General features: G+C 61.5%; 17 protein-coding genes. 8 read left to right on the top strand and 9 right to left on the bottom strand.

Features of this window, described 5'->3' with window-relative positions:
* Nucleotides 1–447: 447 nt before the first annotated feature.
* Nucleotides 448–2,763 carry a phosphoribosylformylglycinamidine synthase subunit PurL gene (gene purL / locus KTJ78_RS07195; RefSeq protein ID WP_217134043.1) on the bottom strand — a complete coding sequence of 772 codons (2,316 nt, stop codon included), beginning with the start codon at nt 2,761–2,763 and terminating at the stop codon, nt 448–450.
* A 135-nt stretch (nt 2,764–2,898) separates the two neighbouring features.
* On the opposite strand from purL, the gene KTJ78_RS07200 reads away from it, so the two are divergent.
* The gene (locus tag KTJ78_RS07200; protein ID WP_217134045.1) at nt 2,899–3,852 is read left to right on the top strand and encodes a CorA family divalent cation transporter; all 954 of its coding nucleotides are present in this window, start codon (nt 2,899–2,901) and stop codon (nt 3,850–3,852) included.
* A gap of 87 nt (nt 3,853–3,939) precedes the next feature.
* On the opposite strand, the gene purQ is transcribed toward KTJ78_RS07200, so the two are convergent.
* The 6 genes from purQ to KTJ78_RS07230 form a co-directional block, all read right to left on the bottom strand.
* The gene (purQ, locus tag KTJ78_RS07205; RefSeq protein WP_217134048.1) at nt 3,940–4,632 is read right to left on the bottom strand and encodes a phosphoribosylformylglycinamidine synthase subunit PurQ; all 693 of its coding nucleotides are present in this window, start codon (nt 4,630–4,632) and stop codon (nt 3,940–3,942) included.
* On the bottom strand, nt 4,632–4,886 hold the full coding sequence (locus KTJ78_RS07210; RefSeq protein WP_217134049.1) for a phosphoribosylformylglycinamidine synthase subunit PurS: 255 nt from the start codon (nt 4,884–4,886) through the stop codon (nt 4,632–4,634). Before KTJ78_RS07210 ends, purQ begins: the two co-directional genes overlap by 1 nt.
* 76 nt (nt 4,887–4,962) lie before the next feature.
* Nucleotides 4,963–5,853 (bottom strand): phosphoribosylaminoimidazolesuccinocarboxamide synthase, encoded by an 891-nt coding sequence (locus KTJ78_RS07215; RefSeq protein ID WP_217134051.1) that lies wholly within the window; start codon nt 5,851–5,853, stop codon nt 4,963–4,965.
* A 4-nt stretch (nt 5,854–5,857) separates the two neighbouring features.
* Nucleotides 5,858–6,340: a Fe-S cluster assembly sulfur transfer protein SufU gene (gene sufU / locus KTJ78_RS07220; RefSeq protein WP_217134053.1), complete on the bottom strand. Its 483-nt coding sequence runs from the start codon at nt 6,338–6,340 to the stop codon at nt 5,858–5,860.
* 6 nt (nt 6,341–6,346) lie between these two features.
* Nucleotides 6,347–7,648, bottom strand: coding sequence for an aminotransferase class V-fold PLP-dependent enzyme (locus tag KTJ78_RS07225; protein WP_217134055.1), 1,302 nt, complete (start codon nt 7,646–7,648; stop codon nt 6,347–6,349).
* Between the two features lie 17 nt (nt 7,649–7,665).
* Nucleotides 7,666–8,919, bottom strand: coding sequence for an MFS transporter (locus KTJ78_RS07230; protein WP_217134060.1), 1,254 nt, complete (start codon nt 8,917–8,919; stop codon nt 7,666–7,668).
* Nucleotides 8,920–9,021: 102 nt separating this feature from the next.
* Here KTJ78_RS07230 and rsmI point away from each other — a divergent pair, with 102 nt between their 5' ends.
* Entirely contained in the window at nt 9,022–9,840 is an 819-nt protein-coding gene (rsmI, locus tag KTJ78_RS07235; protein ID WP_217134062.1) for a 16S rRNA (cytidine(1402)-2'-O)-methyltransferase, read from the top strand.
* Between the two features lie 2 nt (nt 9,841–9,842).
* Nucleotides 9,843–10,352, top strand: a complete 510-nt coding sequence (locus KTJ78_RS07240; protein ID WP_217134065.1) for a hypothetical protein — start codon at nt 9,843–9,845, stop codon at nt 10,350–10,352.
* Here the strand turns inward: KTJ78_RS07240 and KTJ78_RS07245 are convergent.
* Nucleotides 10,349–11,020 (bottom strand): lysophospholipid acyltransferase family protein, encoded by a 672-nt coding sequence (locus KTJ78_RS07245; RefSeq protein ID WP_217134067.1) that lies wholly within the window; start codon nt 11,018–11,020, stop codon nt 10,349–10,351. The genes KTJ78_RS07240 and KTJ78_RS07245 overlap by 4 nt on opposite strands.
* Before the next feature lie 115 nt (nt 11,021–11,135).
* Here KTJ78_RS07245 and KTJ78_RS13915 point away from each other — a divergent pair, with 115 nt between their 5' ends.
* Genes KTJ78_RS13915 through KTJ78_RS07270 form a run of 5 tightly spaced genes read left to right on the top strand, consistent with a single transcriptional unit; the run spans nt 11,136 to nt 16,628 of the window.
* On the top strand, nt 11,136–12,113 hold the full coding sequence (locus KTJ78_RS13915; protein WP_217134069.1) for an FKBP-type peptidyl-prolyl cis-trans isomerase: 978 nt from the start codon (nt 11,136–11,138) through the stop codon (nt 12,111–12,113).
* A gap of 9 nt (nt 12,114–12,122) precedes the next feature.
* Nucleotides 12,123–13,451 carry a M50 family metallopeptidase gene (locus KTJ78_RS07255; RefSeq protein WP_217134071.1) on the top strand — a complete coding sequence of 443 codons (1,329 nt, stop codon included), beginning with the start codon at nt 12,123–12,125 and terminating at the stop codon, nt 13,449–13,451.
* Nucleotides 13,452–13,506: 55 nt separating this feature from the next.
* A complete protein-coding gene (locus tag KTJ78_RS07260) occupies nt 13,507–14,277 on the top strand; it encodes a DsbA family protein (RefSeq protein ID WP_217134072.1) in 771 nt (256 codons plus the stop codon).
* Nucleotides 14,278–14,280: 3 nt separating this feature from the next.
* The gene (locus KTJ78_RS07265) at nt 14,281–15,135 is read left to right on the top strand and encodes a cytochrome c biogenesis CcdA family protein (protein WP_217134074.1); all 855 of its coding nucleotides are present in this window, start codon (nt 14,281–14,283) and stop codon (nt 15,133–15,135) included.
* A gap of 29 nt (nt 15,136–15,164) precedes the next feature.
* Nucleotides 15,165–16,628: an MFS transporter gene (locus KTJ78_RS07270; protein WP_217134076.1), complete on the top strand. Its 1,464-nt coding sequence runs from the start codon at nt 15,165–15,167 to the stop codon at nt 16,626–16,628.
* Between the two features lie 63 nt (nt 16,629–16,691).
* Here KTJ78_RS07270 and KTJ78_RS07275 read toward each other — a convergent pair whose 3' ends face one another.
* Complete coding sequence (locus KTJ78_RS07275) at nt 16,692–20,396, bottom strand: Calx-beta domain-containing protein (protein ID WP_217134078.1); 3,705 nt, start codon at nt 20,394–20,396, stop codon at nt 16,692–16,694.
* Nucleotides 20,397–20,451 lie beyond the last annotated feature (55 nt).

The following is a 20,451-nucleotide window of genomic DNA, read 5'->3' on the forward strand; positions in this document are numbered from 1 at the left end:
TCCGGGCACGATAGACAAACCAGGGGCTCCTCTTCAATAGATGGGTGAGTGACTCACAACCAGCCTGGCAAAGAGGGGGGGCGACACTATTTCTGCGTGTTGTGGCACTTTTCGGAGGTTGCTGAGATCTTTTTGCGTTTACTTGACGAAAAGCAGGGTGTTGAAGCGAAAACACCCTGCTTTTCGTCAAGTAGACCGGTGTAGGGGTGGGGAGAGCGACCGAGTCCCTGAGCGGTGGAGGAGGCCAGACCGCGCAGCATGCCGACGGGCGAAGACGCCGAGGGGCAAAAGACACGGATGCCAAGCGGTCGAAAACGGGAGCGATGCACGAGAGCGGCCGCGCAACGCAAAGGGGGCTCCCACCGAACAGACGGTGGGAGCCCCCCTTGAGACGCGGCGGGACGCAGCAGACGCGGCGGAACGCAGCAGGCGCAGCGCCGGCGGCGGTTACTCTGCCGGGGTGACCGCGAAGCGGCTCGGCAGGGTTTCGCGCCATGCGGCGCCGAGCTCAGCGACCGAGATGGTGAACTGGTCCTGAATCTCGATTTGAGCTGCATCGCCGGTGCCGTCGGTCACGCCGACGCGCAGTACGGGAACGCCACGGCCCTCGCAGAGGCCACGGAACTTCACGTCTTCTTCGCGGGGTACCGAGACGAGGGCCCGTGCCTGCGACTCTGAGAAAAGCGCGGTCGCGGCGTCAACACCGTCGCGTGAGATGATCTCGTCGAGCCAGACGCGGGCGCCAACGCCGAAGCGCAGCGATGCCTCGGCAACGGCCTGACCGAGGCCACCGTCTGAGAGGTCGGTTGCGCCCGAGATGATGCCACCCATGGTCGCGGCCTGGAGAAGGCCTGCGAGATTCTGCTCTGCCTTGAGGTCGAGCAGGGGAGGCACGCCACCGAGGTGGTCGTGCAGCGTCTCAGCCCATGCCGAGCCGTCGAGCTCTTCGCGCGTCACGCCGAGCAGGTAGAGGTTCTCGCCCTCGTCCTGCCAGCCGCTCGGGATGCGGCGTGCGACGTTGTCGATGACGCCCACGACGCCCACGACGGGGGTCGGGTAAATTGGGGTCTGGCCTGTCGAGTTGTACATCGAGACGTTGCCGCCGGTGACGGGAATCTCGAGCTCGAGGCAGCCGTCGGCGAGACCCTCAACGGCCTTCGCGAACTGCCACATGACCTCAGGGTTCTCGGGGCTGCCGAAGTTGAGGCAGTTGGTGACCGCCATCGGCACGGCGCCGGTGACGGCGACGTTGCGGAAAGCCTCTGCGAGAGCAAGCTGCGTGCCACGGTAAGCATCGAGCTGGCAGTAACGGCTGTTGGCATCGGCAGAAACCGCGATGCCAAGACCGCTCTCTTCGTCGACGCGAATCATGCCTGCCGAGTCAGGGAAGGTGAGGGCGGTGTTGCCCTGCGCGTAGCTGTCGAGCTGGTTCGTGAGCCATTCTTTCGAGGCCTGGTTCGGGCTCGTGACGACGCTGACGAACTGGTCGCGCAGCTCGGCGCCGGTGGTGGGGCGAGCGAGCTTCGAGGCGCTGTCGGCCTGCAACTCAGCGAGCCATGAGGGCTCCTGCATGGGGCGCTCGTAAACGGGGCCGTCGTTGGCGACGGTTGAAGGGTCGACGTTGACGATCTCTTCGCCACGCCAGTTGATGATGAGGCGGCCGTTGTCGGTGACCTCACCGATCACGGCTGCTTCGACCTTCCACTTGTCGGCGATTTCGAGGAAGCGCTCGAGGTTGGCGGGGGTAACGACCGCCATCATGCGTTCCTGGCTCTCAGACATGAGGATCTCTTCGGCGGTCATCGCCTCGTCACGCACGGGGACGCTGTCGAGCTCGATGTACATGCCACCGTCACCGTTTGCTGCGAGCTCGCTCGTCGCACACGAGATGCCAGCGGCACCGAGATCCTGAATACCCTCAACGAGGCCCTCGGCGAAGAGCTCGAGGCAGCAGTCGATGATGAGGTTCTCGAGGAAGGGGTCGCCGAGCTGAACCGCTGGGCGGTCGGTCGGGCCGTCTTCTGAGAAGTCAGCTGAGGCGAGGACTGAGGCGCCGCCGATGCCATCGGCACCGGTGCGAGCGCCGAAAATAACAACCTTGGTGCCCTTACCCGAGGCCTTCGCGAGGTGCAGATCTTCGTGACGCAGCGCGCCAACGCCCAGCACGTTCACGAGGGGGTTGCCCTGGTAAACCTTGTTGAAGACGGTCTCGCCGCCGATGTTCGGCAGGCCGAGTGCACCGGCGTAGAAGCTTGCGCCCTCAACGGCGCCGCGCAGTACGCGAGCGGTGTCGGGGTGGTCGATGTCGCCTACGCGCAGCTGGTCCATGATCGCGACAGGCCGAGCGCCCATTGAGATGATGTCGCGAATGATGCCGCCAACGCCGGTTGCGGCGCCCTGGAACGGCTCGATGAACGAGGGGCTATTGTGGCTCTCACCCTTGAACGTGATGGCCCAGCCTTCACCGATATCTACAACGCCGGCGTTCTCGCCGATGCCGACGATGAGGTTTTCTTGCATCTTTTCGTTGGTCTTCTGGCCGAACTGGCGCAGGTGAACCTTCGACGATTTGTATGAGCAGTGCTCAGACCACATGACGGAGTACATCGAAAGCTCGCCCGAGGTTGGGCGGCGGCCGAGAATGTCACGAATCTGCTGGTACTCGTCGTCTGCGAGACCGAGCGCCGCATAGGGCTGTTCGAGTTCGGGCGTTGCCTGTGCGTTGGCAACGGTGTCGGGCTGCTGTGAGGGTGAAATGTTCACGCGTAATACTCCATGGGTGGAAGGGAAGCTGGAACAAGATCATTCTATCGGTCTGCAAGATATACATTCGCCGTGGGAGGTTCGAGAAAACTGTGTATTCAGCACGAAAACGCCCCTATGCGACATACTGGTGCCATGACTGAAAACGAAGAAACGGTTGGTGCGCCGAACCGTCCGCACTCGAAACTGTCTGCCTTTATGAAGATGAGCATTGCGGTGCTCTCGCTCGTGACCGTGCTCGCGATCGCGCTGCTGTTCATTGGCGACTTCCAAGGCCGTTCAGAGCGCGTGTTTTCAACGCTCACCCTGTTTGCGGTGTTCGTGGTGCTCACCATGATTGATACGAAGCGTGAGAGAGGCAACGACTGGTACGCTCCGTTTGCCATCATGGCAAACACGTACCTGTTGGGCTTGCTCCTCATTGTGATCTGGGTCACGCCGTACTCGAGCTTCTCGCTCAGCTTCACGATCTTCTGGCAGTCGGTCTACGTGATCGTTCTCACGCGGCTGCTCGTGCTGTGCGCCGAGTTCTTGTTCAAACGTGCACGGCACGCTGAGCCAGCGCTTGCGCAAACCGCGCAAATTACCGCGGTCCTTTCATCGCTCGCCCTGGTGCTCTTCACTGCTCCTCTGGCGTTCGACGCGTTCCGCGTTTGGGTTCCTGAGCTTTACTGGAAGTTCTCGGTCGCAACGCTCATTCTCGCTGGCCTCGGTATCGCGGTGACGCTCTTGCTCACCTGGTACTTCAAGTCGCAGGAGCGCGCAGCAGCCGCAGAGCAGACGCTCCAGCAGGCGCCGCACTACCCGATGAGCCAGCCGCCGTATGCATCGTCGCAGCACCTCCAGGTTCCCGCTGCCTACCAGGGCCAGCCTGCCGCACAGCAGCTCCCGCCGGCCCCGCAGCAGCAGCCTCAGCCTCAGCAGCAGCCCCAACCTCAGCAGCCGCAGCAGCCTCAGCCGCAGCAGCTCGCCCCCGGCACCAATGCCGCAGGCCAGCCGCTGCTCCCGTGGCCGACCTTTGCCGACGGAACCCCGTTCCCGATGAAGGCCGATGGGCAGCCAGATTTCTCGGTGCTGAACCGCGACTAGCGTGAGGAGCGCGCGAGCGGTCGATCTCGTGAGATGAAAAAAGCGGCGGATCCCGAGTGGATCCGCCGCTTTCGTTATTCTAAGCGGTTACGCGTTCACGGTCGCGAGCAGGCTGTCGAAGAAGCGTGCGCCGTCGATGCCCGAGCGCATTGCGCCAGGGGTATCGGGGCCGAAGCCAGCCTCAACGGCGAACTCGGGGTGGGGCATGATGCCAACGACGTTGCCGCGCTCGTTCGAGACAGCAGCGACGGCTCCGACTGAGCCGTTCGGGTTCTCGCCGACGTAGCGGGCAACAACGCGTCCCTGATCTTCGAGTGACGCGAGCGTATCGGCGTCGAGCACGTAGCGGCCGCTCTTGGCGCGAAGCGGGAGAATGATCTCTTCGCCCTTTTCAAATGCGCTGGTGAACGGCGTTGAGACCGACTCGATGCTGACCTTCTGATCGGCGCGCAGAAACTCCTGGCCATCGTTGAAGGTGAAGGTGCCGGGCAGAATCTCGGCCGCGGCAAGAATCTGGAAGCCGTTGCCAAGACCGATAATGGGCATGCCAGCCTCGGCTGCGGCAGCGACGGCACGCATAGGCTGATCCATTGCAGCGAGGGCACCGGCGCGCATGTAGTCGCCGTATGACCAGCCGCCGGGAATGACGAGGGCGTCTACCGAGTCGAGATCGGCGTCGGCGTGCCACAGGGCGACGGATTCGCCGCCCGAGAGCGAGATAGCCCGCTCAGCATCACGGCCATCGAGTGAGCCGGGAAAAGAGAGAACGCCAACTCGCATTACTCGGCCTCTTCAAACGTGATCGAGACGACGTCTTCAATTGCCGAGTTAGCGAATACGACAGAGGCGACCTGCGCGGCCTCTGACTTCACTTCTTCGGTGATGGGGCCGTCGACGACCATTTCAAAGCGCTTGCCTACGCGCACGCTGTGAAACTTTCCCTTGCCGAGGCGTTCGAGGGCGCCTGACACTGCTTTTCCTTGCGGATCAAGCAGTACCGGTTTCGGCATGACTTCGACAACAATTTTGGGCACGGGTGGCTCCGTTTCTGCGTTGTATTGATGGGGTATTGGTAGTTTAACGGTCGATAGCTGAAGAGCGGCCAGCAGTTTAGGCGAGATGTTCGTTGCCGGTGAGGCGGGTGAACAGTTCGAGGTAGCGGGCGCGCGTGCGCTCAACAATTTCTTCGGGCAGCACGGGCGGCTCACCTTGCTTGTCCCAGTTGGCGCTGAGCCAATCTCGCACGATCTGCTTGTCGAAGCTCTGCATGCGCTGGGCCCCGGTTCCGGCGTCGTAGGCGTCGGCATCCCAGAAGCGGCTTGAATCGCTCGTGAGTACCTCGTCGGCGAGAATGAGCTCGCCCGTTTCTGGGTGCCTGCCAAACTCAAACTTGGTGTCGGCGAGAATAAGGCCGCGGGCGGCCGCGAGGTCGCGAGCACGGGTGAAGATTGTGAGCGAGAGCTCGCGCAACTCGGCCGCGGTTTCAGGCCCTACAATTTCGCAAGCGCGCTCGAACGTGATGTTCTCGTCGTGATCGCCGAGCTCTGCCTTGAACGCGGGCGTGAAGATCGGGGTCTCGAGCAGATCGCCGTCTGAGAGGCCCTGTGGCAATTCGATGCCGCACACGGCACCGGTCTCACGGTATTCGGCGTAGCCCGATCCGGTGATCGCGCCGCGCACGACGCACTCGATGGGCAGCATATCGAGGCGCATGGTGACCATCGACCGGTCGGCGACCTCGGCGGGCGCTTCTGGCCCTTCGGTCGCGAGGTGGTGGGGCACCCCGAGTTCGGCAAACCACCAGCGAGACAGCGCCGTGAGCACGGCACCCTTCTCGGGAATCGGGGGCTCAAGCATGAAGTCGAATGCGCTCACCCGGTTACTCGTGACGACGAGTAGATGCTCGCGTGAACCGTCGGCTGGTTCGTAGAGATCTCGAACCTTGCCCGAGTACAGGTGGCTCCAGTCGGCGTATTGCGCGGGGGTTTGCGTATTCGTCACTGCTCTATTCTCGCACGAGTGCGGCGCGCACGTGACGCAGATCGGCTTCAAGGGCGACCCAGCCCAGCATGGCGCATTTGACGCGCATGACAAACTGCGAAACCCCGCGCAAGGCAACCGCGTCACCGAGCAGGTCTTCGTCTGGTTCAATCGTGCCGCGTGACTGAATCATCTCGCGGAACGCTGCGATGCGGGTTTCAGCCTCTTCGAGGGTGAAACCGCCCTCTTCTTTGAAAAGCTGGGAGAGGATCGACGCCGAGGCCATCGAGATGGAGCAACCCTGGCCCTCCCATTTGAGGTCGGTGAGCTCGCCTGTCTCGGGGTTGGCAGCAATCGAGAGGGTGAGCTCGTCACCGCAGCTCGGGTTGTATTCGTGGTGCGACGCGGTTATCGACCCCTCAGGAGCATCGAGCTCGCCCTTGCCCATGGGGCGACGCGAGTGTTCGAGAATGAGCTGCTGGTAGAGGTCGTCAAGTTCGTGTGACAAAGGGGTTTACTCCACTCCGAAGTAGCGCTGCGCCTCGCGCAGGCCTTCAAGAAAACGGTCAATTTCATCGGGGGTTGTTGTGAGGTGCACACTTGCGCGAACACTCGCGGTCATGCCGACCGCGCGGTGTAGAGGCTGGGCGCAGTGGTGGCCGACCCGAACCTGTACGCCGAGCCCGTCGAGCACCTGGCCCACGTCGTGCGCGTGAATACCGAGCACCTCGACCGCAGCCAGTGCCACTCGGTCTTGAGCGCTTGGCATACCGAGTAAACGAAGGCCTTTATTGGCTTGCACCCCGTCGACGAGCTGCTCAACGAGCGCCGCTTCGCTTGCCTCAATGCGGTGCATACCGACCTCTGCGAGGTAGCGAGCCGCCTCGCCAAGGCCGATGACCTGTGACACGGGCTGCGTGCCTGCCTCAAATTTGAGGGGTGCTGGCAGGAACGTGGTTTCTTCCATTGTGACGCGCATGATCGAGCTTCCGCCGGTGCGTGCTGGGGGCAGCTCGGCGAGATGCTCTGCCTTGCCGTAGAGCACTCCGATGCCGTTCGGCCCGAGCATCTTGTGGCCAGAGAACACGGCGAAATCAACGCCTAGTTCGGCGAGGTTCACAGAAATGTGAGGGACCGACTGGCATGCGTCGAGCACGGTGAACGCGCCACGCTCGCGGGCGATTTTGGCCACCTCAGCGACGGGGGCGACGAACCCGGTCACGTTCGAAACGTGGGCGAACGCCACGATCTTGGTTCGCTCGGTGATGGCCTCGCGTATATCGTCGAGTGACCACGTGCCGTGCTCGTTCACGGGGATCCACTTCAGTGTTGCTCCGGTGCGAAGCGCGAGGCGCTGCCACGGGATGAGGTTCGCGTGGTGCTCTGCCTCGGTGACGAGAATCTCGTCGCCCGTCGAAAGTGCAAAACGTTCGCTCGTTGCCCCGCCGAGCCCGACGCCCGCGAGGGGGCCGCTTGCCTCGGCAATGCCCTGGGCAAGTACGTTGAGCGCGTCAGTCGCGTTCATAGCCCACACGATCTCGTCGGTCTGCGCGCCCACGAGGCCAGCGACGGCCTGACGGGCACCCTCAAACGCCTCGGTGGCAGAGCCGGTTGCGACGCTTGCGCCGCGGTGCACCGATGCGTTGGCCCGTTCAAGAAAGTCGCGCTCGGCGTCGAGCACGCGCGCCGGGCGTTGCGACGTAGCCCCCGAATCGAGATAGGCAAGTGGTTTGCCGTTCACCACCGGTGGATTGGCAAAGAAGGGAAAGCCTTGACGGTGGTGCTGAACTTCTTGTGGAGAGAGAACCGTAGCCATTCCTCCATTGTTCCACTTCATGCTGATGGTTGCACAGGGAGTTGGCCTGTGTGCGTTGACGGCGTAAAACCGCTGGGGGTCATGAAGAAGTTTGCGATGCCCGTGACGACAACCACGATCGTGGCACCAAGTGGCACCAGGAATGCGGCGTCTGGGCCGTGAGCCTCTGCGATCCACCCGGTAATTGCCGAGGTGGTCGACTGGCCGACGATGATCGCCGAGCCGAGCATCGTCATGACCGTTGCACTACGGCCCTCGGGGCTGCGGTCAGCGGCGAAGCTGTACTGCGTGACGAGCACGGGGCCGATGCCGCAACCGATGAACGCGAGAGCGACAATGATCATTGCCTGGCTTGTCGCAAACTGCAAGAAGATAGCGCCTATGAGCATCACGAGTGAGAACACGAGCCAGCGTGACCGCTTCGTGAAGCGTGGTGAGAAGAACGCGACCGAGAGGGCGAAGACGGCAGAACCGATGCCCATGATGCCGTAGAGAATGCCTGCGCGCTCTGAGGTTCCGAAGCTCTGCATGTATGCCGTGAGGGCCGTGAGCATCGAACCGAAAAAGAGCCCGACGCCAAGAATGCCGGCAACGATGATGATGAGCCGCGGCGCGAATAGCTCTTTCGCAGGGGCAAGCGTTGCGGCTCGCTCTTCGGCCGACTGCGACGGGGCTGCCGTGTGATGCAGTGCAAAGGCACCCACGAAAAAGATGGTGAGAATCGCCGCGCCAATGATCGGTGCGCCTGCACCGAAAGCGACCGCGAGTACGCCCACGATGAAGGGGCCGAAGACGAAAACGAGTTCGTCGGCCGTTGACTCGTAGGCCATCGCTCCGCCGAGCACGCGGTCGCGGCCAGAGGCGGGCACCTTCGTCTTGACGATCGTGACCACGCGTGAACGGGACATGGGTGAGGTCTGCGGGGCAGAGGCTCCCACAACGAACGAGCCGAGCAGCATGACCCAGTTGGGTAGGGGGCTGTAGACGATCCACGCGAGGGCTCCGAGAGCAGCCGCGTTAATCGACGCGGTCACGAGCAGGGTTGCCCGCTGGCCGAAGCGGTCGGCTGCAGCACCGATGAGCGGCCCGAAGATCGCGGCGCCGAGCCCGACCGCGGCCGAGTTGAGGCCGCCGAGTTGCATCGAGCCACGCCCTGAAACGACGAGGGTGAGCACGCCCACGACCATCATCGCGTAGGGCAGGCGGGCTACGAACGCAATAGGAAAATAGCTTTTGCCGGTATGAGAGAGAACCTGCTTGATGCCGTTCATGATTCGCCCTCTCTTCGTATACTTCACTCACTGCTGAACGTACGAAGTCTAGTGCCTGTGTATGAAAAAGCCCGACGCGCCCCTGAACGGTACGATGGCACCATGATTATTCTCGCCGCAACGCCCATCGGTAACCTCGGCGACGCCTCGGCGAGACTGCGCGAGGTGTTCGAGGGTGCGACGGTGGTCGCCTGCGAAGACACGCGGCACACGGCAAACCTGCTTCGTCTGCTCGAGATTGAAAACCGGCCCGAACTACTCGCGCTCCACGACCACAACGAGCGTGAGCGAGCAGCGGGGCTCGTCGAGCGCGCCAGGCATGAAGACCTTGTCGTTGTGAGTGATGCGGGTATGCCGACGGTCTCTGACCCTGGCTACCGGCTTGTGCAAGAGGCAGTGCAGCAGGGGGTCGAGGTGACGGTGATTCCTGGGCCGTCGGCGGTGACGACCGCCCTTGCGCTTTCGGGCCTGCCGACCGACCGCTTTAGCTTCGAGGGTTTCGCGCCACGCAAGCACGAAGAGCGGGTGCGTACATACTCGGCGCTCGCCGAAGAACGGCGCACGATGGTGTTCTTTGAGGCGCCGCAGAGGGTCGAAGCGACGCTGCGTGCGATGGCCGAAGCGATGGGGGCAGAGCGTCGCGCGGCGGTGTGCCGTGAGCTGACGAAACTGTATGAAGAAGTGCAGCGAGGAACGCTCGCTGAGCTCGCCGACTGGGCAGCCGAGGGTGTACGCGGCGAAGTCGTGATCGTTGTCGCTGGTGGCGAGCCTGCGGTGGTTTCGCTGAGCGACGGGCTCGGGCTCGTGCGCGACCGGGTCGCGGCCGGTGTTCGCCTCAAAGACGCGACCAAGCAGGTCGCTCAAGAAACGGGCCTCGTCGCGAGAGAACTGTACGAGCAAGCGCTCGCTGAGAAGGGATAACGATGGCTGAGCAACAGGTGCGGCAACCGCGTGCAATGATCTGGCAGTTGGTATTGCCGGTGCTGTGGATCGGCGTCGTTTTCGCCATCTCGTTCATTGAGGCGCCCCTCAAGTTCCAGGCACCCGGCATCACGATTCCGCTGGGGCTCGGCATCGGGCGCCTCGTGTTCACCGCGCTCAACGCCGTTGAGCTGTTGCTGGCCCTCGCCCTTATCGTGGTGAGCTTTTGGCCGCGTGTGACAGCGCTCGCCGCGGGGCTCAAGGGGTTGCTGCTGAGCATCGTCATCGTGCTCGTGCTCAAGGTCTCTGTCGTTCGGCCGCCACTCAATGCCCGAACGAACGAGGTGCTGGCGGGAGCCGATCCGGGGCAGTCACCGTGGCACTACATCTATATTGCGCTCGACCTGGTGCTGTTAGCGCTCCTCGTCATTTTTGTCGTTCGGCAGTCCGGTCGCATTCTTGCCCGAATGGGCGGCCCTACGCCCTCGAAGAGTGAGCCCTCGGCGGGCTAGGCGCCCCTGCCTCCCTCGGCGTATTCGCCAGAGAACGCTTGACCGCTGAGCTCCTGAATCGCGCGCATGATGCGCTCTGTTGCCTCTCGGCGGGCACGGCCTCGCGGGAGATCGCTGAGATCATCGAGTTCGAGCGGCGCGCCAAAACGAATGACGACGGGCTGTTTCCCGTGGCTCTGGTGGGAATGGTGGCCCGTGCCCTGGAGGCCTATGGGCACGACGGTCGCACCCGTTTCGAGGGCGAGCCAGGCGGCTCCGCTTCGGCCCTTGTTTAAGAGACCCGTGGTTGAACGTGAGCCCTCGGGAAAAACGGCAAACACGCTGCCTGAGAGAAGAAGGTCACGACCGGTTTCGAGCGCTTGCTGAGCTTCATTGCTTGCCTCTCGTTGCACGGGAACGGCACCAACGCCGCGCATGACCCAGTTCTTGAACGGAGTCGCAAAGAGTGATGCTTTCGCGAGAAAGCGAACCTGCCGCGGTGAGAAGCACGGAATGAGAATGGTGTCGAGGCCTGAGAGATGATTACTGACGAGCAGCACCGGCCCGTTGTGTGGTACTGATTCAGAACCGATGACGCGCGGGTGGTAGCGCACCCAGAGCAGAGGGCGCAAAACGCTTCTGCCGACAAAGTAGAGCCACCCCGGGCGAGTCGCAACGTGAGAAGGCATATTCAACAGAATAGTAGACACCGTGAATCTTCAGCTTTTCGAGAGCTTCACGCGCAATACTCGATACGAATGATCTTCGCCCAAGTGGCGCCGCTGAACCCCTGGATGGAGTCTCGTGAAACGTACGCTCGCCCTTATTCCTGCCGTCTTGCTGCTCGCGGGCACGCTCACCTCGTGCACGGGTGATGAGAAGCCCGTTGCCGATGGCTGTGTCGAGCCAGGCTCGCTGAGCGACTCGGTAAAGGTCGAGGGCGGTTTCGGTGAGCAGCTGAAGCTTGACCTCGATAAGCCCATCAAAGCTGACAAGGTCGAGCGCACCGTGCTCGAAACCGACCAGCGGGGCAAGAGCGACGATATTGGCGAAGACGAGAACGTCTTTACGAGCCTCACCGTGTTTGATGGCGCTGACGGCAGCGTGACCGAGTTCACTCAGACGATGCTCACCGCGACGGGCAGCTACTCGCCCTGGGTGAAGCAGACGCTCAACTGCGCCAAGGGGGGCGAGCGCGTCGTCATCGTGACCCCGAAGCAAGACGTCGTGGGCAAAGACAAGGCGACGGCTGACGAGACGCTCGTCATCGTCTCTGACCTGTACGTTCCAGAGCTCGAAAAAGCCGAGGGCGAAGACGTGAAACTTCCTGCTGACCTGCCCGAGGTATCAATCGCCAAGAATGGTGAGCCGACCATCACGATTCCTGACTCTGCGAAGGCACCCGAAACGCTTACGGTCGAGACGATGGTGAAGGGCAAGGGCGACGAGATTAAGCCTGGCGACACAGTCTTCGTGCACTACCGTGGCGTGATCATGCGCACCGGAGAAGAGTTCGACTCAAGCTGGTCACGTGGCGAATTCAGCCACTTCAATGCTGCAACCGATGAAGAAGCAGCCGAGGTCGGCGCGAAGCTACCCGTCATTCGAGGTTTTCGTGATGCGCTCGTGGGGCAAACCGTTGGCTCACGCGTGATGTCAATCGTGCCCGCTGAAGACGGCGGTTATGGTGGCGAGCGACTGAAGAGCATGGGCCACGAAGAAGATGACGTGATGGTCTTCGTGCTCGACATCCTGGGCTCAATGCCCGCTACCGTGCAGTAGCCCTCGATCGTGCAAGACGCGCTGCTCTACCTCTTCGGGGTGCTCATTATTTTCGTGGGCCTCGCGCTCTCGATTGCCCTGCATGAGGTGGGGCACCTGTTGCCCGCAAAGCTCTTTCGGGTCAAAGTCACTCAGTTCATGGTGGGCTTTGGCAAGACCCTGTGGTCTCGAAAGAAAGGTGAAACCGAGTACGGGTTCAAACTCATCCCGCTCGGCGGCTACGTTTCGATGATCGGCATGTATCCGCCGAAACATCCGGGCGAGGTCTCGCGCGAATCGACCACTGGCTTCTTCCAAGAAGTGGTCGGTGAAGCCCGAAAAGCGAGCGCTGAAACGATCACTGCTGGTGACGATGATCGTGCGTTCTACCGGCTTGCCGAGTGGAAAAAGGTCATCATCATGCTCGGTGGCCCGCTCATGAACCTTGTGCTCGCGATCATCTTCTACGCGATTCTCGTTGCCGGGTTTGGCGTGCCTCAAGCAACGACCACGGTGGGGCAGGTCAATGAGTGCCTCGTCTCTGCGAACGCGCAGGCGACGGAGTGCACGAGCGACATGCCGGAAGCTCCGGCCGCGGCCGCTGGGCTCCTACCTGGCGACAAGGTTGTCGCGATCGACGGCGAAGCGATGACCGAGTGGGATCGTGTTCGCGAGATCGTCGCAGCGAGCCCTGGGCAACCGTTGAACTTTGAGATTGAGCGCGAGGGGAAAACGCAGATATTGCAGTTGACCCCCGCAGTCAACGAACGGGCCCGTGCCGATGCTTCTGGAGCGAAGATTGTTGGCCCAGACGGTGAAGTCGAGGTCGAATCGGTCGGCATGATGGGTGTCGTACCCACTATGGAACTCGAACGCCAGCCTGTGACCGCTGCACCCGCCCTTGTTTTTGACAACATTCGGGCCGTGGGCGACGTGATCATTCATATGCCGCAGCGCCTCGTCGATGTATGGCAGGCAGCTTTTGGGAGCGAAGAGCGCGCGCTGAACGGCCCGGTCAGCGTTGTCGGTGTCGGCCGTATCGCCGGTGACCTCGTGAGCAACGACACGACACCGGTCGTCGACAAAGCACAAGCCATGGTCGGTCTTCTCGCATCGCTGAACGTTGCGCTCTTCGTGTTTAACCTCATTCCCCTCACGCCACTCGACGGAGGGCATATTGCCGGGGCTCTATATGAGGGGGCAAAACGCCGGCTCTGGAAGCTTTTCGGTAAGGGTGATCCAGGCCCGGTCGACACCGCCAAGATGGTTCCCGTGACTCTCGTCGTCGCGACGCTCCTGCTCGGCATGACACTCCTGCTTATCTATGCCGACATCGTGAAGCCGATGTCGCTGAGCTAGAAGGACGAAGCCCGTTCAGGTCAAAAGCACAAGCGTCTTATAGGCTTAAAGGGCCATGAACGTGACACACTCTGAACAGACCGTTGCCCAGCTCACAAAGAAGCTGCGCCAGCAGCGTATTCTGAGTCTCATTCTTGCGATTGCACTCGTATTTGTTGGGGGCGCCTATACGCTCCTGTGGAACCAGACGCAGAACGACGCAAATCCTGCGCAGGGTGACACCGCGCAGGTCGCCGATGGTGGCGAGCAGGCTGCTACGGAGCCCGATTTGAGCGCAGAACCCTATATGGTGCTTGGCAAGGCAGACGCCCCCGTCACGATCTATGAGTGGACCGACTACACGTGCCCATACTGTGGCCTCTACCACCGCGATACGCTCCCGACGATCGTGAAGGAGTACATCGACAGCGGCAAGGTGCGTCTCGAAGTTCACGATGTGACCTTCATCGGTGAACAAGCCGAAGACGCGGCTGTTGCTGCGAGGGCAGCCGGTCTGCAGGACCGCTACTTTGACTACCTCTTCAAGGTGTACGGGCTGAGCGCTGACGGGGCTAAGCCGAACCTCGACGAGAAGCAGCTGACCGACCTCGCTGCCGAGCTCGACCTCGATCTCGACGCCTTCGCGAAAGATTTCGCTAGCGAGGGCTTGCGTCAGGAGGTGCAGGCCAGCACCCAGCAGGCCCAGCAGATGGGCATCAGTGGGGTGCCATTCTTCGTTGTTGCAACCTCAGGCACGCTCACAGACTCGCAGCAGCTTAACGGTGCTCAAGAGATCGACACCTTCAGGCAGGTCATTGACCAGCAGCTGGAGAGCGCGGGTCGGTAACTCGTGTCGATCGGTCTTCTTGGGGCGCTGCTCGCCGGTATGCTGACGCTCCTGAGCCCATGCTCTGTGATGCTTCTGCCCGCCTTCTTCGCTTACGCCTTTACTAACCCGGGCGCCATCATCGCCCGCACCGGCATTTTCTTCGCGGGGCTCTCGGTGACGCTTGTTCCGCTCGGTTTGCTTGCGGGCTCACTGGGGCTGTGGATTCAGCAGTACCGCGAAACCATTGTGCTCGTCGCAGCGGTGCTCGTGATTCTTCTTGGGGCGGCAATGCTGCTCGGCTTGCCCATTCCCGGTCTGACGCGACAACGGAGTGCAGAGTCGACCTCGGTGGCATCGGTCTTTGCGCTCGGCACAATCTACGGTGTCGCTGGAGTGTGTGCGGGCCCCCTGCTTGGTGCGGTGCTCACCGTCGCTGGCGCAGGGGCGAACCCGCTGTACGGCGGGCTCATCATGTTCGCGTTTGCGACCGGCATGGTGATTCCGTTGCTCGTGCTCGCGCTGTTGTGGGAAAAGACTCCCGCGATCCGCACCCTCGTTCGGCCAAGAACCGTCCACGTCGGGCGCTGGAGCAATACGTGGACCCAGATCATTGGGGGAGCGCTCACGGTGATTGTCGGGGTGCTGCTCGTGATCACGAATGGAACGGCGAGCCTCGGCAGCGTCTTTACGGTCGAGCAACAGTTCACGCTTGAATCGTCGGTCATGCGCTTTGCCGCTACTATTCCGCCAGCAATCTCGGCGCTCGTTGCGCTCGCGATTCTCGCGACCGTGTGGTTTACCGTCTGGTATCGACCACGAAAAGTCAAGGCGAAAAGGGTGGCCGAGGCTCAGGAGAGCCGAACAGCGCTGGAGTAGACTCTGAGGGTTCACGAAGAGAGGGATCCATGAAGCAGAATACGACCATTAGACCGTGGGCGGCCCTATGGACCCTGGTGCTCGGATTCTTCATGATTCTCGTCGACACGACGATCGTGTCGGTAGCAAATCCCACCATCATGCGTGGCCTCGATACCACGATGACGGCTACTCTCTGGGCCACGAGCGCATACCTGCTCGCATACGCGGTGCCGCTGCTCATTACCGGTCGTCTTGGCGATCGCTTCGGCCCGCGTCGTGTGTACCTCGTCGGCCTCGCGACCTTCACGATTGCCTCGCTCATGTGCGGCCTCGCGCCGAACATCGAGACCCTTGTTGCTGCTCGCGCGCTGCAGGGCATTGGCGCTTCATGTATGACCCCGCAGACGATGTCGGTCATTACCCGTATCTTCCCGCCCAACCAGCGCGGGAGCGCGATGGCGATCTGGGGCGTGACCGCTGGCGTTGCAATGCTCGTCGGGCCTATTCTTGGTGGCTTCTTGCTTGGTGCGGTGGGCTGGGAGTGGATCTTCTTCATCAATGTGCCCGTCGGCATCGTTGCCTTTTGGCTGACCATGCGCAACGTGCCGGTGTTGCCTACCAACGCGCACCGCTTCGACATTCTGGGCGTGGTGTTGAGCGCCCTCGGCACCTTCCTCGTGGTCTTTGGTATTCAGGAGGGTGAAACCTTCGACTGGGGCACGATGTGGGGCCCGGTGAGTATCTGGGGCCTCATCATCACCGGCGTTATCGTGCTCGCGCTCTTCGTCGTGTGGCAAAAGGTGCAGCGTGGTGAACCGCTCATGCCGCTCACCATGTTCGCCGACCGAAACTTCTCGGTTGGCAGCATCGCCATCATGCTCGTTGGCCTGACCACGACTGCACTCGCACTGCCGCTCATGTTCTACCTGCAACTCGTTCGAGGGCTTACTCCAGCGCAGTCGGCGCTCATGCTCCTGCCGCAGGCGGTGCTCTCAATCATTCTCGCGAGGCCCATCGGCAAGCTCGTCGACCGTCGCGACAGCCGCCGCGTCAACACCCTCGGCCTCACGCTGCAGGGCATCGGTATCGCGAGCTATGTTCCGCTCATGCTGGGCGAAGGCCACATCGCGCTGCTGCTCATCCCGAGCACGATTCTCGGCGTCGCAAACTCGATGATGTGGGGGCCGCTCGCCTCGATCACGATGTACAGCGTCAACCCGGTTCACGCTGGCGCCGCATCTGGTGTCTACAACACGAGCCGCCAGCTTGGCGCGGTGCTCGGCTCGGCAGCCATGGCCATGCTCATGTCGGCACGCCTGAGCTCCAAACTCGGTGAAGACGCGGGCATTGGCACCGAAACGGTGGGGCAGCTCGCAGAGCCATTTAGAAACGGATACGCCGAGGCAATGGCCCAGTCGATGCTCTTGCCGACCCTGGCCATCATTATCGGCGCCATCGTAACTCTCTGGTTTGCGCCCCGGCCCAAAGAAGAGGCAGTGGCCTCGGCCTAACGCAAAAACCGGTTTGTGCGAGCCCTTGAGCCCGCGCAAACCGGTCATGCAATCTGTCGCGTGTTAGTCGCGCAGGCCCCTCCTGTTCCACGCCACGAGGAGCGTCGCGCCGGCGAGGAGCGCCAGGGCAGCCGCCCCTCCAATTGCGGCCCCGAATGCCCATCTCGAGCCCGTCGTCGCGAGTACTTGCGCTTCGACGTTCTTACCCTCGTCGACTAGTGCGGATCCGCTCCCGCCGCCAGCACTGTCGCCACCGGTTGATCCGTCGTCACTCGAGCCGCCATCGGTTGCGCCGCCATCGGTTGCGTCGTCGTTGTCGTCGGCGCCGTCATCGCTATTGGTGTCAGTATTACCGCCGTCGGTGTTGTCGTCGTCGGTGTTGTTGCCGTCGTCGTTACCGTTGTCATTGTCGCCATCGTCAGTGCCGTTGTCGTTGTCGTCGGCGCCGTCAGCGTCGCCGTCCTGACCGTCGTTATCGCCGTCTTCACCGTCAACGTCTCCGTCTTCAGCGTCAGTGTCGCCGTCAGTATCACCGCCGTCACCATCAATGTCGCCGTCAGTATCACCGCCGTCGCCGTCAGCGTCACCGTCGATATCGCTGTCTTCACCGTCGGTATCTCCGTCGTCACCGTCACCGTCACCGTCACCATCTTCATCTCCGTCACCCGGGTTGGGCGGGGTCGAATCGTCTGGTTCATAAGCGATCGTGCCAACAGAGTTCACGCTTTCGCCTAGCTCGGCGTACTCACTCGGATCGGCCAGCTCGATGCTGAAGGTGCGCGGGTCGCTGCCTTTGAAACCGGGCATGGTCTTGACTGTAACCTCGATTGGGTCACGCTCACCGGGCTTCCAAGTGACGACCTCGTCGACCGCCTCATAGTGTGTTCCCGCTTCTGCCTCATGATCGCTCGTGAGCACGCGCACGCTGAGTTCGCCTGCCCAAGCTGGTTCGCTGAGCTGTTCTGGAGTGACCGTGAAGACGAGCGGTTCGCCGGCCTTCACGGTTGGTTCGCCAGCGATATTCAGCGTCGTTGGGTACGGAACGGGGTAGGGAATCGCCGCTGAGGCGGTTGCTCGTGCACCAACGATTGTGTACTCGCTAGGGTCGGTGAGTTCGACGCTGAAGTTTCGTTCGGGGTCACCTGCTGCACCTGCTTTCAGGGGCACCTCGACGATAATGTCGTCAGTTTCGCCTGCTGCCCAGGTGAGAACATTATCGAAGGCTTCGTAGTGTTCGCCTGCCTTGGCGGTTCCGTCATGGGTGGTGAAACGAACGCTTGCTTCGCCAAGCCAGGGGTTGCGTTCGGCTTCGGTTCGGCTCACAGTAAAGCTGACCGTTTCTGCGCCCGCTTCTACGGTCTGATCTTCGCCGAGTGATAGAACTGACGGTTCAGGGACGGGGTACGAGATGGTCATGAGCGTTGTCTCTGGAACCCCGAGCTCCATGTGCGTGCTCGGGTCCACGAGCTCGACTCCGAAGTCAAGTTCAGGGGTTCCGGCGGCACCGGGAAGTATGGTGATCTCGATCTCTTTATCATCGAAATCGCCAGGGCCCCACTCGAGTAGCGTATGCAATGGCTCGTAGTGAGTTCCCGCTTGCGCAAAGCCGTCCTGTGTCATGACATGCACACTAGCGTCGCCATTCCAATGGTTCTTTGCTGCCTTATTGCGTGAAACCGTGAGCGTCACTGTTTGCTTGTCGACCGTGCTTGCCTCGACATCGTAGGCTTCGTCAATCGTGAAAGACGAGAGCTCTGGAGTGGGAAAGCTCATGAAGCCATCACTCGAGAAACCGCCGCCGAGCTCTGAAAAGCTCTCGGGCTGAGGATCGCTGAGCTCAAGTGTCATAGCGACGTCGGGTGAGCCCGCCGCGTTCTCGTCGGTGAGCGTTGGCACGGTGACCGTCTTGTCTCTGGTATCTCCTGCGTCCCAGGTGAGAGTTCCGGCGGTGTCTGTGTAGTGCACGCCGCTCATAGCACTTCCATCAACCGTGCGGTAATCGACGCTCGCCTTTCCCGTGTAGGGGTTGTTGTCTGCATCGGCGCGGGTCACGGTGAAGACGAGGTCTTCGCCTGCGTTGACCTGTTGATCTTCGCCAATCTCAAAGACGGTGTTTCCTGGCTCCGGAACCGTGAGATCGAATCGATCGGTAATGGTGTTGCCGAGGGCGTCAGCAACCTGCACGGTGAACGGCCAATAGTCGACGGCGTCTTGCCCGTCGGGCTCAATCGTGAGAACGCCGGTCGACTCGTCGAGCGTGATCCACTCGGGCATCGCAGCGTCGTCGTCCATTGGTTTGATGATGTAGGTGGCTGCGGGAAAACCCGCGGTGGTCTCGATCTGCTGTTCGAAGTGCTCGCCGAGGCTTACGGTCGCGCTATCTTCGCTCGTGATTGAGCTCCACACGATGGGCATTTTGACGGTTCCTGCGAAACGGTCGTTGCCTTTCGGGTTCTGTGAGAACGAGTACTCAAGCTCTGGCCACGCCTTGCGTACCTCGATCGTCACGATCGGCATGTTATCGGTTTCGAGCGGCTCGAGGTTGCCCCCGAAATCTGGAAACTGGCCTTGCTCGCGCAGTTCAAGGTCGCCGGTCGTGTCGTACATGAAGCGCTTCGCGCCGTTCGGCACGTACTGTGGTTTGTTATTGTATTGAATGTTTTGGGCGGTGATCGCAAAGGTGCCCACTGACACGGCCTCGGGTGCCGCTGGCAACCCCACGAGCGAGGTTACGTGGTTCGAGAGCGCCTGGATGTTTTTGAGGCTTGGCAGGTTTGAGAGCGCGTCAATCGAAGTGACCCCGGTCGCGTTCATGTGAATGCGCGAGAGCGTCGGGTTGTCACGAATCGGGTCGAGGTTACCCGCGATATCGATGTTGTTCATGATGTGAAGATCGGTCATCTTGTGCATCGCTTCAACGCCCTCGAGGCTTTTCAGTTTCGCGTAGTCAAGGTCGAGGTTTTTCATGTTGATGAGTCCCGCGAGCGGGCGTAAATCTTCAACGAGGGTCGAAGAAGCGGTCAGCGTTGAGATCGAGGTGAGCTCGGCGAGCGGGCTCAGATCAGACACCTTCGACTTCTGAACGTTGAGGTACTGCAGCGACTCGAGGGTTGCGAGCGGTTCGAGGTCTTCGAGGTCAGAGAGCGCCGCTGCGCTGAGCGAGGTGATCTTCGTCAACCCGGAGAGCGGCGAGAGGTCAGTGAGTTGCGGCGAGTTGAAAGAGATGTCAACGGTCCTGAGACCGGTCATCTCTTTCATCGCAGTGATGTCTGAAAGCTCGGGGCTGTACGTCACTTTGAAGGTGCTGAGTGCTTTGGGCAGTTCGAGCCCGGCAAACGCCTCGTTGGTGAGGTCGGTTCTCGTCAGCATGAGCGACGTCATCTTCGTGAGGCCCGAGAGCGGCTTCAGCGAGTCGGCGCTTCTGAACGTGTGATCTGCGCCAATAAACGTCACGTTCCGAATTTCGCTGGCCTGTTCGATACCCTCGAGGCTCTTCACCGCGAACGAGTCATTACAGTTGAGCGAAAAGAACTTCTTCAGATCGGCCTCGGTGATGGTCTCGTCAGGTGCTCGCCCCGAACCGATCCCCTTGTTGATGCATGCCGTGAGCTGGTCATCAGCGAACACGATCGCCTCGTCTGATTCGTCGGCTGCTGCATGCGGCGCAAGCGCTACTTGCGCTCCGAAAGCCAGCGTAAAAGCCGTTCCGATCGCGAGTGCAGCCCGTGCGAACCGTGGTCGAAGTGTGACACCTCGAACGTTCCCCATCGTTCCCCCTGTGTATGTGTCAACGCGAATGCTGAGAGTCGCGCGACTTGACTCT

Origin of the sequence: Leucobacter chinensis, from assembly GCF_019049105.1 — a bacterium.
GTDB lineage: Bacteria > Actinomycetota > Actinomycetes > Actinomycetales > Microbacteriaceae > Leucobacter_A > Leucobacter_A chinensis.

Coding starts and splice junctions, on each gene's coding strand:
- KTJ78_RS07200 (WP_217134045.1), top strand. CDS start 2,899: ATGACTGAAAACGAAGAAACGGTTGGTGCGCCGAACCGTCCGCACTCG.
- purQ (WP_217134048.1), bottom strand. CDS start 4,632: ATGCGAGTTGGCGTTCTCTCTTTTCCCGGCTCACTCGATGGCCGTGAT.
- KTJ78_RS07225 (WP_217134055.1), bottom strand. CDS start 7,648: ATGGCTACGGTTCTCTCTCCACAAGAAGTTCAGCACCACCGTCAAGGC.
- KTJ78_RS07230 (WP_217134060.1), bottom strand. CDS start 8,919: ATGAACGGCATCAAGCAGGTTCTCTCTCATACCGGCAAAAGCTATTTT.
- rsmI (WP_217134062.1), top strand. CDS start 9,022: ATGATTATTCTCGCCGCAACGCCCATCGGTAACCTCGGCGACGCCTCG.
- KTJ78_RS07240 (WP_217134065.1), top strand. CDS start 9,843: ATGGCTGAGCAACAGGTGCGGCAACCGCGTGCAATGATCTGGCAGTTG.
- KTJ78_RS07245 (WP_217134067.1), bottom strand. CDS start 11,020: ATGCCTTCTCACGTTGCGACTCGCCCGGGGTGGCTCTACTTTGTCGGC.
- KTJ78_RS07260 (WP_217134072.1), top strand. CDS start 13,507: ATGAACGTGACACACTCTGAACAGACCGTTGCCCAGCTCACAAAGAAG.
- KTJ78_RS07270 (WP_217134076.1), top strand. CDS start 15,165: ATGAAGCAGAATACGACCATTAGACCGTGGGCGGCCCTATGGACCCTG.
- KTJ78_RS07275 (WP_217134078.1), bottom strand. CDS start 20,396: ATGGGGAACGTTCGAGGTGTCACACTTCGACCACGGTTCGCACGGGCT.